Below are 14,725 nucleotides of genomic sequence, written 5' to 3'. Positions count from 1 at the left end.
CCGGGAGCCCTGTTCTCTTGCCTCAATCGGCCAGTAACCCCTGCTCCTTGAGGGACGCCATCACCAGACGCGCCGCCACCGAGCAGCGAGGGAGATCGTCCCACCCGAGCCAGGCCAGCTCGGCAATTTCGCTCGCCGGCGCCAGGGTGCCACTGTAGTCGCCCCCATAGCAGGTGAGGCGCACCAGGGTTCCCTCCGGCTTGCCATCGGCCTGGGCCTCAAATAGCCCGGCGGGAGCCAGGGTCTTTGGCACCAGGGTCACGCTCAACTCCTCATCCACCTCACGGCAGAGGGCCTCCTGATCGCTCTCACCGGGATCGCGCTTGCCTCCCGGCAGGTAGAAGAGCGATTTGTTGTGGGAACGTACACAGAGCAGCCGCCCCTCCTTGAGGTAAACCCAGGCCAGTTTGTCTATCACTCGAACTCACTCCTCGCTATATTGTGCATCCGTATCAATAGGATGCTTTTGGACCTGTGACATATACCACACTCGCCAGGAAAACGTTATGCCGTGCAGAGATTGAATGTGGAACAGGTTCGGTTCAGTTTGTACCCATACCATATTTAGCCTTGGCTTAATCCCCGATTAAGTCACAATGAATCCAGCTTGTCCTTTTGGTTGCATCGGTACAGCTAAAAAAGATCGGATTGCCGTCCCCTCCGGGACATTTTTTTCAATTAGAGGTAGTCACATGAACAGTTCTGTGCGCAGGGAGCATTATCTCATCAAGAGCCTGGTGGCTCTCTCACTCGGTGCCCTGCTCGCGGGTTGCGGGGACAAGGGAGAGCAGAAGGCCCAGGTCATGCCCGCCGTCCCCGTGGTCGTGCAAACCGCCACCCCGACGGATGTCCCGCTCACCACCGAGATGGTGGGGGAAACCGCCGGTTACCGTGAGATTGAGGTGCGTGCCCGAGTCAGTGGCATCCTGCTCAAGCGAACCTATGTGGAAGGGCAGCCGGTCAGTGCCGGACAGGAGCTGTTCCTGATTGACCCCGAGCCCTATCAGGTCGCCCTGGAGCAGGCCAAGGGGGTACTGGCCCAGGAGAGTGCCCGCCTCAACAAGGCGCGTGCCGATCGCGATCGCATCATCCCCCTGTTCAAGAAGCAGGTGGTGAGCCGCAAGGACTATGACGACGCCATCGCCAACTACGAGGCGAGCGTGGCCAGCTACCAGTCCGCCGAGGCCAAGGTGAAAGAGGCCGCCATCAACCTGGGTTACACCAAGGTGACCGCCCCCATCGACGGCATGGCGAGCAAGAGCTCCCAGTCCGAGGGGAGCCTGCTCTCCACCAGCGGCGACAGCAGCCTGCTCACCACCATCACCCAGTACAACCCCCTCTACGTCAACTTCTCCTACTCGGAGCAGGATCGCCTCAACTTCGAGAAATCGGTCAAGAGCGGCAAGATTGAAGCCAAGAGCGCCACCGACTGGCGCACCCATATCCAGCTGGCCGACGGCAGCACCTACCCGGAGGCAGGCAAGCTCAACTTCTCCGACACCCGGGTCGATCCGGCCACCGGCACCATCCGCGCCCGCGCCATCTTCGACAACAAGGACGGCGCCCTGCTGCCCGGCCAGTTTGTGCGTCTGACCATCGATCTGGGCACCCGCAAGAACGCCATCGTGGTGCCGCCCCGTGCCATCGTCCAGTCCCAGGCCGATCGTCTGGTGATGGTGGTCGACGGCGACGACAAGGTCACCCCGCGTCCGGTCAAGCTGGGCCCGACCATCAGCAGCGGTGTCATCATCGACAGCGGCCTGCAGGCCGGTGATCGCTTCATCGTCGAGGGGTTGATGAAGGCCCGTCCCGGTGCCGTGGTCAAGCCGGTCAGTGCCGAGCAGATGAAGGCGATCAACGCCAAGATGACCGAGGGCGCCGCCGGTAACGCCGCCGCTCAATAAGGAGTCTCCATGTTTTCCAAGTTCTTTATAGAGCGCCCCATCTTCGCCAGCGTGATCTCGATCATCATAGTGCTGGGCGGGTTGGCGGCGATGCGCTCACTGCCGGTAGAGCAGTACCCCCAGATCACTCCGGCCGTGGTCTCGGTGACCGCCTTCTACCCGGGCGCCACCCCCGAGGTGATCTCCCAGACCGTGGCCGCCCCCATTGAACAGCAGGTCAACGGGGTCGAGAACATGATCTACATGCAGTCTGGCTCCGCCTCCAACGGCCAGATGAACCTCAACGTCTACTTCGACATCGGGGTCGACCCGGATCAGGCGACCATCGACGTCAACAACCGGGTCTCGGCCGCCATGGCCCAGTTGCCCGAAGAGGTGAAGAAACAGGGTGTGACGGTGCGCAAGAAGTCCACCTCCATCCTGCAGGTGGTCACGCTGCAATCTCCGAACGGCTCGTTTGATACCACCTATCTGTCGAACTACGCCCTGCTCAACATCATCGACGAGCTCAAGCGTATCCCCGGCGTGGGCGACACCACCCTGTTCGGCGGTACCGACTACGCCATGCGGATCTGGCTGCGCCCGGACCGACTGGCCCAGTTGCAGCTCACCCCGAGCGATGTGATCGGCGCCATCCGCGAGCAGAACACCCAGTTCGCCGCGGGCAAGATCGGCTCCCAGCCCACCAGCACCCCCACCGACTTCACCTACACGGTGCAGACCAAGGGACGCCTGGATGACGTGAAGGAGTTCGAGAACATCATCATCCGCGCCATGCCGGATGGCTCCAAGACTCGTGTCAAGGACGTGGCCCGGGTTGAGCTGGGTGGCAAGGATTATGACGTACTGGCCCGTGCCAACGGCAAGCCGGCCATCGGTATCGCCACCTATCTGCAACCGGGTGCCAACGCGGTCGCGGTCGCCGATCAGGTGCGTGAGACCATGGAGCGCCTGCAGCAACGCTTCCCGCAGGATGTGGAGTACCAGATCCCCTATGACACCACAGAGTTCGTGAAGATCTCCATCGAGGAGGTGGTTCACACCCTGCTCGAGGCGATCGTGCTGGTGTTCGTGGTGGTCTATCTGTTCCTGCAGAACTTCCGCGCCACCCTGATCCCCTGTATCGCGGTGCCGGTGTCGCTCATCGGTACCTTCGCCGGCATGCTGATGCTGGGCTTCTCCATCAACCTGCTGACCCTGTTCGGCATGGTGCTCGCCATCGGTATCGTGGTCGATGACGCCATCGTGGTGCTGGAGAACGTCGAGCGGATCATGAGCGAGAAGAAGTGCTCTCCCAAGGAGGCCGCCATCCTCGCCATGCAGGAGGTCTCGGGCCCCGTGGTCGCCATCGTGCTGGTGCTCTCGGCGGTGTTCCTGCCGGTCGCCTTCATGGGCGGCATGACCGGGGTGATGTACAAGCAGTTCGCCATCACCATCGCCGTGTCGGTGGCCATCTCCGGCCTGGTGGCACTGACCCTGTCACCGGCCCTGTGCGCCATCTTGCTCAAAGAGGGTCATCACCAGCCGGCCCGCTTCTTCGTCTGGTTCAACAACGCCTTTGATCAGCTCACCCGCCGCTATGTGCGCGGAGTGGCCTTCCTCAATCGCCGCGTCGGCGTGGCCTTTGGCATCATCGCGATTATCCTCGGCTGCAGCTATGTGCTGTTCCACAAGGTGCCAGGTGCCCTGGTGCCTGACGAAGACCAGGGCTACCTCATCGGCTCTGTGATGCTGCCCGATGCGGCCGCCCTGACCCGTACCCAGGCGGTGGCCAACGATTTTGACAAGATCGCCATGGCCAACCCCAACGTGAAGGATGTGATCACCTTCTCGGGTTTTGACATCCTGTCGGGCTCCATCATCAGCAACCGCGGCCTCACCTTCGTCACCCTCAAAGACTGGAACGAGCGTCAGGGGGCAGGGCAAGACTCCTTCTCCCTGGCCAAGACCTTCCAGGGGATGAGCCTGATGGGGCTGGCCGATGGCTTCACCGCCACCTTCAACCCGCCGCCCATCACCGGCATGTCCACCACAGGTGGCCTCGAGGGTTACTTGCAAAACCGGGGAACCGGCGACGTGCATGCCTTCGCGGGTGAGGTGCAGCGCTTCCTCGATACCGCCAAGGATCGCCCCGAGTTTGCCAGCGTGACCACCACCTTCCGCGCCAACGTGCCCCAGGTCTTCCTGGATCTCGACCGCGAGAAGGCCAAGGCGCTGGGGCTGCCCATCAACGCCGTGTTCGACACCATGCAGGCCACCTTCGGCCAGGTCTATGTCAACGACTTCAACCAGTTCGGCCGTACCTACCGGGTGCAGTTGCAGTCCGAGGCGGATTACCGGGCCAAGAAGAGCGACATCCGTAACGTCTATGTGCGTTCGAACAGCGGCGAGATGATCCCCCTCACCAGTCTGGTGACGGTGCGCGATGCCACCGGCCCCGAGCTGGTCGAGCGCTTCAACATCTTCCCGGCCGCCAAGATCATGGCCCAGCCGGCCCCGGGTGTGAGCTCGGGCCAGGCGATCAAGGCCCTGGAAGAGGTGGCCGCCAAGACGCTCGGTAACGACGCCAAGCTGGAGTGGACCGGCGCCGCCTACCAGGAGAAGGCGGCCGCCGGCAGCGCTGCCATGGCGTTTGGCTTCGGTATCGTGATGATCTTCCTCATCCTGGCCGCCCAGTATGAGCGCTGGAGCCTGCCGTTTGCGGTGATCACCGCCGTGCCGTTCGCCCTGTTCGGCGCCCTGCTCGCCACCTGGGCCGTGGGGCTCACCAACAACGTCTACTTCCAGATAGGTCTGGTGACGCTGGTGGGGCTGGCGGCCAAGAACGCCATCCTGATCGTGGAGTTCGCGGTGATGAAGCATGAAGAGGGGATGACCCTCATCGAGTCGGCCCTGGAGGCGGCGCGTTTGCGTTTCCGCCCCATCGTCATGACCTCGCTGGCGTTTATCCTCGGCTGTGTGCCCCTGGTCACCTCCAGCGGTGCCGGTGCGGCGAGCCGTCATGCCCTCGGCTGGCCGGTCATCGGCGGCATGCTGGCGGCGACCTTTATCGCCATCTTCTTCATCCCCCTCTTCTTCCGCCTCATCATGAGAAGCTCGGAGAAACGGGAGAAGCAGGCCCAGTAAGCGCTGCCCCCCCCTGAATAAACACCCTACCCTCGCCCCGGCGAGGGTATTTTTTTGTCACAAACTATCGGGATCTCTCACCTAAACTCAAGAAAACCTGGCTGGAGCACCTGATATGCTGATCTCCCTTTGGCTCTCTGCCACCCTGGCCACCTCGACCATCACCGCCTGTGGTCATCACGACTACCCGCCCTGGAACTGGTTAAGCGATGGCAAGATCATCGGTGTCTGTGCCGACGTGGTCAGCACCCTCTACCGGCGGCTCGGCTTTAGTGTCGACCTCTCCTACGTGGGGCCCTGGGCCCGTTGTCAGCAGAAGGTGGCCTCCGGTGAGGTGGACATCAACATCTGCTCCCTGCGCAATCCGGAACGCGAGGTCTACTCACAATTCAGCCAGACCCCGATGGCCTTTAACGACATGGCCATCTTCGTGCGCCAGCCCACCCCCAGGCTCATGCAAGGACGCGAGGATCTCACCGACCAACGGGGCGCCATGATGCTCGGCGTGAGCCTAGGGGGTGAGCTCGATGCCTTTTTGGAGACACACACCCGGATCCACAGGGTCGGAACCCTCAGGCAGATGTTTGGCCTGCTGGCCAGTGAGCGGGTCGACTTCGTCCCCTATGGCCGCGCCGCCGGCCGTCTCTTTCTCAGAGAGAACTATCCCCAGAGCGGTCTGGCCGATCTCCCCTGGCCCCTGCAACGAAGTGAGCTCTATATCTCCATCTCCCTCCGTTCGCCCCACCTGGCCACCCTGGAGCGCCTCGAGCCCATGCTTCAGGCACCCGGCATGAGCCAGTGGGTCGAGCAGTTGCTGGACAAGTACGAGACCCTCTATCTGGAGCAACAGCGCAAGAGCAAGCCTTGAGATCCCGACCAAAGAGAGAGGGCGCCTGATGGCGCCCTCTGTGTTTCCCTTGCCGTCAGCGCTTGGGCGCCGGGGGCTCCAGGGTGTGTTTTACCTCTTCATACCAGAGATCGTGGTGCTCCTTGGCCCAGGTCTCGTCCACCTCGCCGGTCACCATCCCCTCCAGCGCCCCTTCCAGCTGGAACAGGCCCATGTAGATATGGAAGATGAAGCCGCAGATGAGGATGAGGGCGCCGACGATATGGATGAAGCTGGCCCACTCCATCTGGCGGCGCAGTTGGCCGAAGATGGGGAAGTCCAGAAACAGCCCGGTCGCCACGACGATGCCGCCAAACCAGATGAGCAGCCAGAAGATCGCCTTCTCACCGCCGTTGGAGAAGCCCGCCGAGGGGTGACTCCCCTTGTGCTTGCCCAGCATGCCGCCACATTTCATAAACCACTGCACATCGACCATGTTGACGATGTTGTGGCGAAACCACTTGATGAGCACCCCGAGCAAACAGAGGAAGAAAAGCGGCCCCACGTAGTTGTGAAACACCTTGGCAAACCAGATCCAGTTCTGCCAGACACCGATGCTCACCACCGGCTTGATGAAGTACTTGCCATAGATGATGGCAAGCCCGGACCCTGCCAGGGTCAGGAACATGGTCGCCGTGGTCCAGTGCAGGGCCCTGTCCATCCGGCTCCAGCGCTTGAGCTTGCGCCCGGTTCTGGGCTTGGAGAGCCTGGTCTGCCCCACCACCAGGTAGAAGAGGCCGCACATGCCCAGAGAGCCGAAGATGGCCAGGGCCCCAAGGGGCGACACCCACTTGGTCTTCACCTCAAACCACACCTGACCCGGCACCGAGATGAGTACCCCGTGCTCGGGAGAGCGGGAGGTGGTGGTCCCCTCCTGCCCGTCCTTCACCGCCCGCCAGTAGTCGGCCCCGGCAAAGCCGATGGCCTCCTTCCTGGCATCGGCAACGCTTGCGGTACTCACCATCAGCAGGGCAGCAAACAGGGCCATTAGCCAGGTTTTCATGCCGCCCCTCCCTTGCTCACCTTGCTGGCGTCGTGGAACAGCTCATCCCCGCTGCTCCAGGCGGCCTCTTTGGCACCGCGATAAGCGACCCGCTCCCGGAAGATGTCGGAGATCATGGCCGCATCCCCGGCCAACAAGGCCTTGGTGGAGCAGAGCTCGGCACACATGGGCAGCTTGCCTTCGGCGATGCGGTTGGCCCCATACTTCTTGCGCTCCGCCTCGCTGTGATCCTCCTCCGGACCTCCGGCGCAGAAGGTGCACTTGTCCATCTTGCCGCGCTCGCCGAAGGCACCCTGCCTGGGAAACTGGGGGGCGCCGAACGGACAGGCAAACAGGCAGTAGCCGCAGCCGATGCAGAGATCCTTGTTGTGCAGCACTATGCCGTCGTCGGTGTGATAGAAGCAGTCGGCCGGACAGACCGCCATGCAGGGGGCGTCGGTGCAGTGCATGCAGGCCACCGAGATGGAGGTCTCGCCGGGCAGGCCGTCATTGAGGGTCACCACACGGCGGCGCTGGATGCCCCACTCCAGGGCATCGTCGTTCTCGTTCTTGCACGCGGTCACACAGCCGTTGCACTCGATGCAGCGCTTGGTGTCACACAAAAACTTCATTCTGGCCATGGGGTCAGGCTCCTACTTTACGAAAACGGCACAGGGTGACCTTGGTCTCCTGCATCTGGGTAACCGGGTCATAGCCATAGGTGGTGACGATGTTGACCGACTCACCCAGCACATAGGGGTCAGACCCTTGCGGGTATTTGGATCTCAGATCCTGACCCTCGAAGTGACCACCGAAGTGGAATGGCATAAAGGCGAGCCCCGCCTTGACCCTCGGCGTCACCAGGGCTTTCACCTTGACCCGGCCCCCCTCCGGCCCCTCGACCCACACATCCTGGCCGTCGCGCACGCCCACGTCGTTGGCGTCCACCGGGTTCATCTCGACGAACATCTCCTGCTGCAGCTCGGCGAGCCAGGGGTTGGAGCGGGTCTCGTCGCCCCCTCCCTCGTATTCGACCAGACGGCCCGAGGTGAGGATGATGGGAAACTCCTTGCTGACGTCTTTCTCCTGCACCGAGGCGTACTGGGTCGGCAGGCGCCACAGGCTCTTGGCATCGGGCCAGGTGGCGTAGTCGGCCAGCAGATCCCGGCGCGGGGTGTAGAGGGGCTCACGGTGCTTGGGCACCTGATCCGGGAAGGTCCACACCAGGCAGCGCGCCTTGCCGTTGCCATAGGGGGTATAGCCGTGCTTGATGGCGACCCGCTGGATCCCGCCGGAGAGGTCGGTCTTCCAGTTCTTGCCCTCGGCTTCTTTCTTCTCGGCCTCGGTCAGCTCATCCCACCAGCCGAGCTGTTTGAGCAGATCCGCGGTGATCTCGGGATAGCCATCCTGGATCTCGCTGCCCTTGGGCCAGGAGTCCTCGGCCAGCAGGGAGACCCCCTGGTACTCGACCCCGAAGCGCGGACGAAAACCGCCGCCCCCTTCCGACACTGGGATGCTGGTGTCGTAGAGGATGTGGCTGCCCGGGTGTTTCATCTCGGGGGTGCCCCAGCAGGGCCAGGGCAGACCGTAGATCTCGCCGCTCACGGCGCCCCCTTCGGCCTTGAGGCTGGTCTTGTTGAAGGTGTGCCAGTTCTGCTGGTGCGCCTTGAGGCGCTCCGGGCTCTGGCCGGTGTAACCGATGGTCCACATGCCGCGGTTATACTCGCGCACCACGTCCTCGAGCAGGGGCTGGTTGTGCTCGACCTTGATGTGCTTGAAGAGCTGATCGGCAAAACCCAGCTTCTTGCTCAAGAGATACATGATCTCGTGATCGACCTTGGACTCGAACAGGGGCTCGACCACCTTGTCGCGCCACTGCATGGAGCGGTTGGTGGCCGTCACCGAGCCATAGGTCTCGAACTGGGTGGTGGCCGGCAGGAGATAGACGCCGTCGGTGCGATCGTTCATCACGGCGGCGACGGTGGGGTACGGGTCGACGATCACCATCATGTCGAGCTTTTGCATCGCCTTCTTCATCTCGGGGCCGCGGGTCTGGGAGTTGACCGCGTGACCCCAGTAGAACATGGCGCGAATGTTTGTGCCCTGCTCGATGAGATCGACCTTCTCCAACACCCCGTCCACCCAGCGGGAGACCGGGATGCCGTTGCTGTTCATGGGGAACTTGCCGTTATAGGCCTTGTTGTCGAAGCGGCCCTTGATCCACTCGTAGTCAAGATCCCACACCTTGGCCCAGTGCTTCCAGGCCCCCTCTTCCAGCCCGTAGTAGCCGGGCAGGGTGTCGGAGGTGACGCCAAAGTCGGTGGCCCCCTGCACGTTGTCGTGGCCACGGAAGATGTTGGTGCCACCGCCGCTCTTGCCCACGTTGCCAAGGGCCAGCTCGAGGATGCAGTAGGCGCGGGTATTGTTGTTGCCGGTAGTGTGCTGGGTGCCACCCATGCACCAGACCACGCAGCCGGGGCGGTTATCGGAGAGCAGCTTGGCGGCGCCGCGGACCTCTTGTTCGTTCAGACCGGTCACCCGCTCCACTTCCGCCGGGGTCCAGCGTGCCACCTCTTTTTTCACCTCGTCCAGGCCAAACACCCGGGTGCGGATGAACTCCTTGTCTTCCCAACCGTTTTGGAAGATGTGCCAGAGCAGCCCCCAGATAAAGGCGACGTCGGTGCCCGGGCGCAGGGAGAGGTACATGTCCGCCTTGGCGGCGGTGCGGGTACGACGCGGATCCACCACCAGGATCTTGCAGCCGTTGCGCTCTTTCGCCAGCAGGATGTGCTGCATGGCGACCGGGTGGGCCTCGGCCGGGTTGGAGCCGATAAACATGATTGACTTGCTGTTGTGCATGTCGTTCAGGCTGTTGGTCATGGCCCCGTAGCCCCAGGTGTTGGCGACCCCTGCGACCGTGGTGGAGTGGCAGATCCGCGCCTGGTGATCCACGTTGTTGGTGCCCCACAGGGAGGCCATCTTGCGAAACAGGTAGGCCTGCTCGTTGGAGTGCTTGGCAGAGCCGAGCCAGTAGACGCTGTCGGGGCCGGACTCCTTGCGAAGGCGCAGCACCTCATTGCCCACCTCTTCGATGGCCTGATCCCAGCTGATGCGCTGCCACTTGCCGCCCACCAGCTTCATGGGGTACTTGAGGCGACGCTCCCCGTGGCCATGCTCGCGCAGGGCCGCCCCCTTGGCGCAGTGACCACCCAGGTTGAAGGGGTGATCGAAGGCCGGCTCCTGACCGGTCCACACCCCCTCCTGCACCTCGGCATAGACGCCGCAGCCCACCGAGCAGTGGGAGCAGATGGTGCGCTTCACCTCGACCGGTGCGGCAAAGGGGATCTCCTTGGCCTCGGCCCGGCGCATCATGCCCGGCGCCAGCCAGCCGGCCGCCAGGGCACCGCCGGCCGCCAGGCCTGAGTTGACCATAAAGGCGCGGCGGGTCATCCCCTGGCCGTTCACCGGTGCAAGATGCGCATCGCGTTTTTTTAGTTTCATCGTCCCCGACTCCTCACTCGGTACCGCGCAATGAGCGGTAGTAGGCCTTCACATGATCGCTCTCGCGATAGCCATTGCCCTGCTCGGGGGCATCCCCGTCCGCGGCCACGGCCTGGCTTGCGGCCCCTATCACGGCACCGGCCACCACCGCCACCCCCGCTCCCTTGAGCAGGTGGCGACGGGAGGGGTTCTCCAGCTTCTCATCGCTCATGCTGTACTCTCCGTCTGTGTCGTTATTGTCTTGAGAAGTCAACCCGCGGCGCCCCAAAGGGCAGACGCAGGGCCATCTCCTGGGTAAAGAAGTCGTCGGCCAGGGCCGCGACGCTGCGGTAGAAGGCGGCGCTGCCCGCCTTCTGTTGATCCCGGCAGCAGGCGCCGACCCAGGGGGCCAGGTGCTGCTCGAAGAAGGGGTTGCGGGCCGGGTGCTCCTCGGCGCAGAGGATCGCCATCACCTCGCACAGGGCGGCCAGGTGATCCTCGGGCTCGCACACCCCGCTCTGACGCTCGAAGCCGAGGCGGGCCAAGTCCCGGCGCAGCACGGCAAGGGGCATCTCCATCAGAGAGCCGGTGAGGTACCAGGAGGCAAAGGGCACGATTTCGCCGCGTCCCAGGCCAATGAAGAGATCCTGATACTCCTCGGCCAGCTCCTGCTCGCTGCGGCTGCTCGCCGCCAGTTGCAGCAGGCCGAGGCCACGGGCCAGGGGGCCCGGCGTCGCCTCCAGGGTTCGCAGCCACTGCAGCTGCTCCCCCGCCGGGGGGGCACGCCACAGGCTGGCGAGCAGGGCATAGATGTCACTGCGTATGGTTTCGTTCATGGTGCGCCCTTATACCTTGACCTGATCCAGCGGATTGGCCACCAGGGGCTCGAACACATCGCGCACCCGGCAATCCTCACACATCAATAGCCGATCGAAGGCCGCCCCCTGAAACTGGCTGTGACCGGCCAGCTTCTCGCGAATGCGTCGCACCAGAGAGGCCGGCGCATAGGGCTTGCCACAACGAATGCAGCAGGCGGGCTCCTCCCCCTTGAGCTGGCGAGCGCTGCGGCGCGCCTGCGTGTCGGGCAGCAGGCGCGGCGCGAGCGCGATGACCCGCTCCGGGCAGGCCCGCTCGCACAGGCCGCACTGCACGCAGGATTGCTCGGTAAAATGGAGCGCCGGCATATCCCCGGGGCTGTGCAGGGCGCCGGTGGGGCAGACCGCCACGCACCCCATGCAGAGGGTGCAGTCGGCCTCGGCCAGCACCACGGCCCCGTAGGGGGCGCCGGCGGGCAGGGGGATGGGCTGATCAGTGCCGGCATCACCACGCAGGGCATCGAAGGCGGCGAACAGGCGCTCGCGCTTGCCCCCCTTTACCGGGCGAGCCAGCAACGGCAGACGCGCCACCGGGGCCGGCAGCGGACTCTCTCCATCCCACAGGGCGATGGCATCCCGGGGCAGGCCGGCGCCGCCGAGCAGGAATTGGGCCTGGGCCACCTCCTGCTCCAGGGTCTGGCGCACCGTGGGGCCGCACCCGGTGGTGAGGATGCGCACCTGACCGGCGCCGGCCGCCAGGGCCAGCAACCAGCTCTCGACCCCGACCGACCCCACCTCGTCGACCGAGAGGGGAAGCCAGTGGCCGGGCAGCTGCTCGAGGGCCAGGGGCGTTTCGTGTGCGACGATCAGCAAGGAGGGGTGATGGCCCCCGGCCGCCCGGTAGCGCTCGAGCAGGCGCCAGAGGTAATCCTCGAGCACCTCGGGTTCGGGCTCCCGATAGTGGATGGCGCCGGTAGGACAGGCGCTGGCACAGCTGCCAAGCCCCTGACAGAGGAAGGGATCGATACGCACCTGCCCCGCCTCGACCCTGATGGCATCGCTGGCGCAGCGATCCAGACAGCGACTGCAGCCGGGCACGCCACGGGCGGTAAAGGCGCACGCCTCGCTATCCAGGGTGAAGTAGCGGGGCTTGTCGAAGAGGCCAATCATTCCCGCCAGCGCCTCCATCGCCTCGGCCAGCGCCTCGTCATCGGCCAGATGGCGATAGCCGAAGGGGGGACGCTCGAGGGCGATGAGGGGGCGCAGTCCCAGATCGAGCACCAGATCGAAGTGCCCCTGGGGACCATGGCAGAGACGCTCGAGCAGAAGGCTCTCCCCTCCCTGGCTTCGCACGCGCAATGAGAAGTGGCCAAGATAGCCCTCGAGGGCAGCATCGCGCACCGTGAGGCTCTCAAGGGCTGCGGTGGCGTTGAAGATGGCCTCCAGATCCCGGGCCTGGCTGTCGCTGGGCTGCTCGCTCACCGCCAGGGTGAGGTGAAGCTCGGGGGCCGCCAGGGCCGCCGCCCGGCGTACCCTGTCCTCGGGGCCAATCAGCAGCAGCCGGCCCCGGCTCTCGTAGGTCACGCTGACCGGCAGCAGGCTGTCGGCCCGGCCGGTCTGACGCAGGGCCTCGCCCCGCGCACTCATATTGTGTTGTTCGACGCTCACAGTGTTTCCTCGTTGCAGCCGGACTGCATGGGCCCGGTTGCTTATGGGGGGATGAAATAGCAATAAGTCGGCCAGGAGGGCGGGAGTAAAACTCCCCCCAAGGGAGTCAGGATCCGGCCGGTGGCTCCTCACCCTCTACCGCAGGGACAATTTGTCCCACCTCGCCAGCCAAAATGTCCCTATCCTCTTCGCGGGTTAAGAGATCCCCCGCCCAGCCGCGCAGGGTCGCCACCAATTCCGGGGAGAGCAGATCGGGGCGGGTAAAATCCTGGGTGTAGTCGTCGAGCCCATCGGGCTGCTGGGTGCGAAACAGGGCGCGCAGGGTCTCTCTGTCCGGCAGGGGCGAGGCCCGGGAACCGGTGTCCGCCGTAGGCCCGTCCGCCTCCTGACAGGGCTCGGGCTGGTCGCCGCCGGCGGGGTCGGTAACCTCCGGGAGCATTTCGCCTTCCGGCGAAGACTCCTCTTGGGCCAACTTGCGGCTCGACCAGCGGCGCAGAAACTCGCTCATGGCTGCGCCCCTTCCAGCGGATCCCCGTGCAGGGTGCACGCATCCGGCCCCACCGTCTCGCGGGCGCGTCCCTTGCCCTTCTTGCCCTTGCCGCGGCGCTCGATAAGCTCACCATGGCGACCGATAAAGGCCTCGCACCAGGCCTGCAGCGCCTCTGGCAGCGGGCAGGAGAGGACGGTGCGCTCCCCGTCCATATAGGCGGCGGCCAGGGTCTGGCTCAAGGTCAGAAAATCCGGGCGCAGGGCCTCGGCGGGGCCGCTGGCGATCAGAAACAGGCGCGGGGCATCGGCGCTTAAGTTAAAGCGGTAGTCGCTGCGCTCGTCGCGATAGAGGGTCAGCGGCAGGGCCCCCGGCTCCTCGCCGGCCGGCAGCACGCCGTCGAGCTCGGGGCGCAGGCTCTGCCAGCGGCCAACCCGGCTCTGGTGCAGGGTGATAAGGGGGCGCAGCCAGCGCTGCTCGGTATGGGGGGAAGAGGTCATCGTTGGCTCCCGGTGCGACAGTTCTCCCGGCCGCGCCCCCCTGTTTAGCCCCTGTCGGGGCAGCTTAAGACAGCAAACTCGGGGCGGCACGGCCATCAGTGGGAGAAGACATAGCAAGAGTGGGGCCAAGGCTGGGTTGGTAGCCGATGGGGGCTTTGCTGAGGGTGGGGGTATCGTGCGGGATTTGGGTTGGCGCTGAGCATAGGTTGGTGCAGAGCGCAGCGAAGCCCAACAGGCGGCGTAAAACGTAACCGTTCACCAAGGGTGGGTTGACAGGAAAAAAGAGACGATCGTCTCTTGATCGCCATCAGCCTGTTGCATGATCCCGCCCGTGTTGCATGCTCGCTGGCATGACAAAAAAACAGTCAACACCGGCAGTGCCATCCTTGACTCTCGAGCAGGCCCACGAGCTGATATACAAGCTTCTGGACCGTATCACCGAGTTGGAGGACCGCCTCAATCAACACAGCGGCAACTCCTCCAAGCCGCCCTCCAGTGATGGCCCTGGCAGCGCACCACCGGCCAGGCTGCGTCCGGCCTCCGGTAAAAAACGCGGTGCACAGCCTGGCCACAAGGGGCAGCGGCGGATGCGCCATGCGCACGATGCCCGTCTATCCGTGGAGGCTTACTACCCGCCACCGGAGTGTCCCTGCTGTGGTGGCAAGGTGTTGGCGCATGACAAACCTTATCGAGCGCATCAGGTGTTTGAGTTGCCAGAAGTGAGCTACTTCGTTACCGAGCATCAACTGTTTCGCGCCACCTGTACCCGGTGCATTCACACCGTCGAGGCCGGGCTGCCTGATGCGGTCAGCGACACCCAGATGGGCCCGAATCTGCTCAGCTATATCGCGCTGCAAAGTGGTCAGTTCCATCAGAG

Annotated in this window: 13 protein-coding genes; 4 read left to right on the top strand and 9 right to left on the bottom strand. The window is 64.1% G+C overall.

Annotated features, from left to right (window positions below):
* Positions 1-22: 22 nt before the first annotated feature.
* Complete coding sequence (locus AB5Y48_RS12990; RefSeq protein ID WP_060585237.1) at positions 23-418, bottom strand: NUDIX domain-containing protein; 396 nt, start codon at positions 416-418, stop codon at positions 23-25.
* Positions 419-692: 274 nt separating this feature from the next.
* Between AB5Y48_RS12990 and AB5Y48_RS12985 the strand changes: the two genes are divergently transcribed.
* The 3 genes from AB5Y48_RS12985 to AB5Y48_RS12975 all read left to right on the top strand — a co-directional run bounded on the left by AB5Y48_RS12985 (position 693) and on the right by AB5Y48_RS12975 (position 5,898).
* Positions 693-1,904: an efflux RND transporter periplasmic adaptor subunit gene (locus tag AB5Y48_RS12985; RefSeq protein ID WP_136613880.1), complete on the top strand. Its 1,212-nt coding sequence runs from the start codon at positions 693-695 to the stop codon at positions 1,902-1,904.
* Between the two features lie 9 nt (positions 1,905-1,913).
* A complete protein-coding gene (locus AB5Y48_RS12980) occupies positions 1,914-5,030 on the top strand; it encodes an efflux RND transporter permease subunit (RefSeq protein ID WP_368164725.1) in 3,117 nt (1,038 codons plus the stop codon).
* Between the two features lie 115 nt (positions 5,031-5,145).
* On the top strand, positions 5,146-5,898 hold the full coding sequence (locus tag AB5Y48_RS12975; protein WP_060585228.1) for an ABC transporter substrate-binding protein: 753 nt from the start codon (positions 5,146-5,148) through the stop codon (positions 5,896-5,898).
* 55 nt (positions 5,899-5,953) lie between these two features.
* Here the strand turns inward: AB5Y48_RS12975 and AB5Y48_RS12970 are convergent, their stop codons facing one another.
* From AB5Y48_RS12970 to AB5Y48_RS12935, 8 genes are all read right to left on the bottom strand, one after another.
* Entirely contained in the window at positions 5,954-6,919 is a 966-nt protein-coding gene (locus AB5Y48_RS12970) for a formate dehydrogenase subunit gamma (RefSeq protein ID WP_224159830.1), read from the bottom strand.
* On the bottom strand, positions 6,916-7,539 hold the full coding sequence (gene fdh3B, locus AB5Y48_RS12965; RefSeq protein WP_368164723.1) for a formate dehydrogenase FDH3 subunit beta: 624 nt from the start codon (positions 7,537-7,539) through the stop codon (positions 6,916-6,918). The genes AB5Y48_RS12970 and fdh3B overlap by 4 nt, the downstream gene beginning before the upstream one ends.
* Positions 7,540-7,543: 4 nt before the next feature.
* The gene (locus AB5Y48_RS12960) at positions 7,544-10,399 is read right to left on the bottom strand and encodes a formate dehydrogenase subunit alpha (protein ID WP_368164721.1); all 2,856 of its coding nucleotides are present in this window, start codon (positions 10,397-10,399) and stop codon (positions 7,544-7,546) included.
* Positions 10,400-10,412: 13 nt separating this feature from the next.
* Complete coding sequence (locus AB5Y48_RS12955) at positions 10,413-10,610, bottom strand: twin-arginine translocation signal domain-containing protein (protein ID WP_050664608.1); 198 nt, start codon at positions 10,608-10,610, stop codon at positions 10,413-10,415.
* A 22-nt stretch (positions 10,611-10,632) separates the two neighbouring features.
* On the bottom strand, positions 10,633-11,214 hold the full coding sequence (locus tag AB5Y48_RS12950) for a molecular chaperone (RefSeq protein WP_050664607.1): 582 nt from the start codon (positions 11,212-11,214) through the stop codon (positions 10,633-10,635).
* Positions 11,215-11,223: 9 nt separating this feature from the next.
* Positions 11,224-12,861 (bottom strand): 4Fe-4S binding protein, encoded by a 1,638-nt coding sequence (locus AB5Y48_RS12945; RefSeq protein ID WP_368164719.1) that lies wholly within the window; start codon positions 12,859-12,861, stop codon positions 11,224-11,226.
* Positions 12,862-12,967: 106 nt separating this feature from the next.
* Positions 12,968-13,369 (bottom strand): hypothetical protein, encoded by a 402-nt coding sequence (locus AB5Y48_RS12940; protein WP_368164718.1) that lies wholly within the window; start codon positions 13,367-13,369, stop codon positions 12,968-12,970.
* Positions 13,366-13,848 (bottom strand): DUF3305 domain-containing protein, encoded by a 483-nt coding sequence (locus AB5Y48_RS12935; RefSeq protein ID WP_050664604.1) that lies wholly within the window; start codon positions 13,846-13,848, stop codon positions 13,366-13,368. The genes AB5Y48_RS12940 and AB5Y48_RS12935 overlap by 4 nt, the downstream gene beginning before the upstream one ends.
* 350 nt (positions 13,849-14,198) lie before the next feature.
* Here AB5Y48_RS12935 and AB5Y48_RS12930 point away from each other — a divergent pair.
* Positions 14,199-14,725: DUF6444 domain-containing protein (locus AB5Y48_RS12930; RefSeq protein ID WP_368164716.1), on the top strand; the 527-nt coding region annotated here is incomplete at its 3' end.

Origin of the sequence: Aeromonas sp. R6-2, assembly GCF_040908155.1 — a bacterium.
In the GTDB taxonomy this organism is placed as follows: Bacteria; Pseudomonadota; Gammaproteobacteria; order Enterobacterales; family Aeromonadaceae; genus Aeromonas; species Aeromonas schubertii.
This window is presented reverse-complemented; position numbering and strand designations above follow the sequence as displayed.

Bases quoted from the DNA above. Each gene is read 5' to 3' on its own strand.
- AB5Y48_RS12985 (WP_136613880.1), top strand. From the start codon at position 693: ATGAACAGTTCTGTGCGCAGGGAGCATTATCTCATCAAGAGCCTGGTG.
- AB5Y48_RS12980 (WP_368164725.1), top strand. From the start codon at position 1,914: ATGTTTTCCAAGTTCTTTATAGAGCGCCCCATCTTCGCCAGCGTGATC.
- AB5Y48_RS12975 (WP_060585228.1), top strand. From the start codon at position 5,146: ATGCTGATCTCCCTTTGGCTCTCTGCCACCCTGGCCACCTCGACCATC.
- AB5Y48_RS12970 (WP_224159830.1), bottom strand. From the start codon at position 6,919: ATGAAAACCTGGCTAATGGCCCTGTTTGCTGCCCTGCTGATGGTGAGT.
- fdh3B (WP_368164723.1), bottom strand. From the start codon at position 7,539: ATGGCCAGAATGAAGTTTTTGTGTGACACCAAGCGCTGCATCGAGTGC.
- AB5Y48_RS12960 (WP_368164721.1), bottom strand. From the start codon at position 10,399: ATGAAACTAAAAAAACGCGATGCGCATCTTGCACCGGTGAACGGCCAG.
- AB5Y48_RS12955 (WP_050664608.1), bottom strand. From the start codon at position 10,610: ATGAGCGATGAGAAGCTGGAGAACCCCTCCCGTCGCCACCTGCTCAAG.
- AB5Y48_RS12950 (WP_050664607.1), bottom strand. From the start codon at position 11,214: ATGAACGAAACCATACGCAGTGACATCTATGCCCTGCTCGCCAGCCTG.
- AB5Y48_RS12940 (WP_368164718.1), bottom strand. From the start codon at position 13,369: ATGAGCGAGTTTCTGCGCCGCTGGTCGAGCCGCAAGTTGGCCCAAGAG.
- AB5Y48_RS12935 (WP_050664604.1), bottom strand. From the start codon at position 13,848: ATGACCTCTTCCCCCCATACCGAGCAGCGCTGGCTGCGCCCCCTTATC.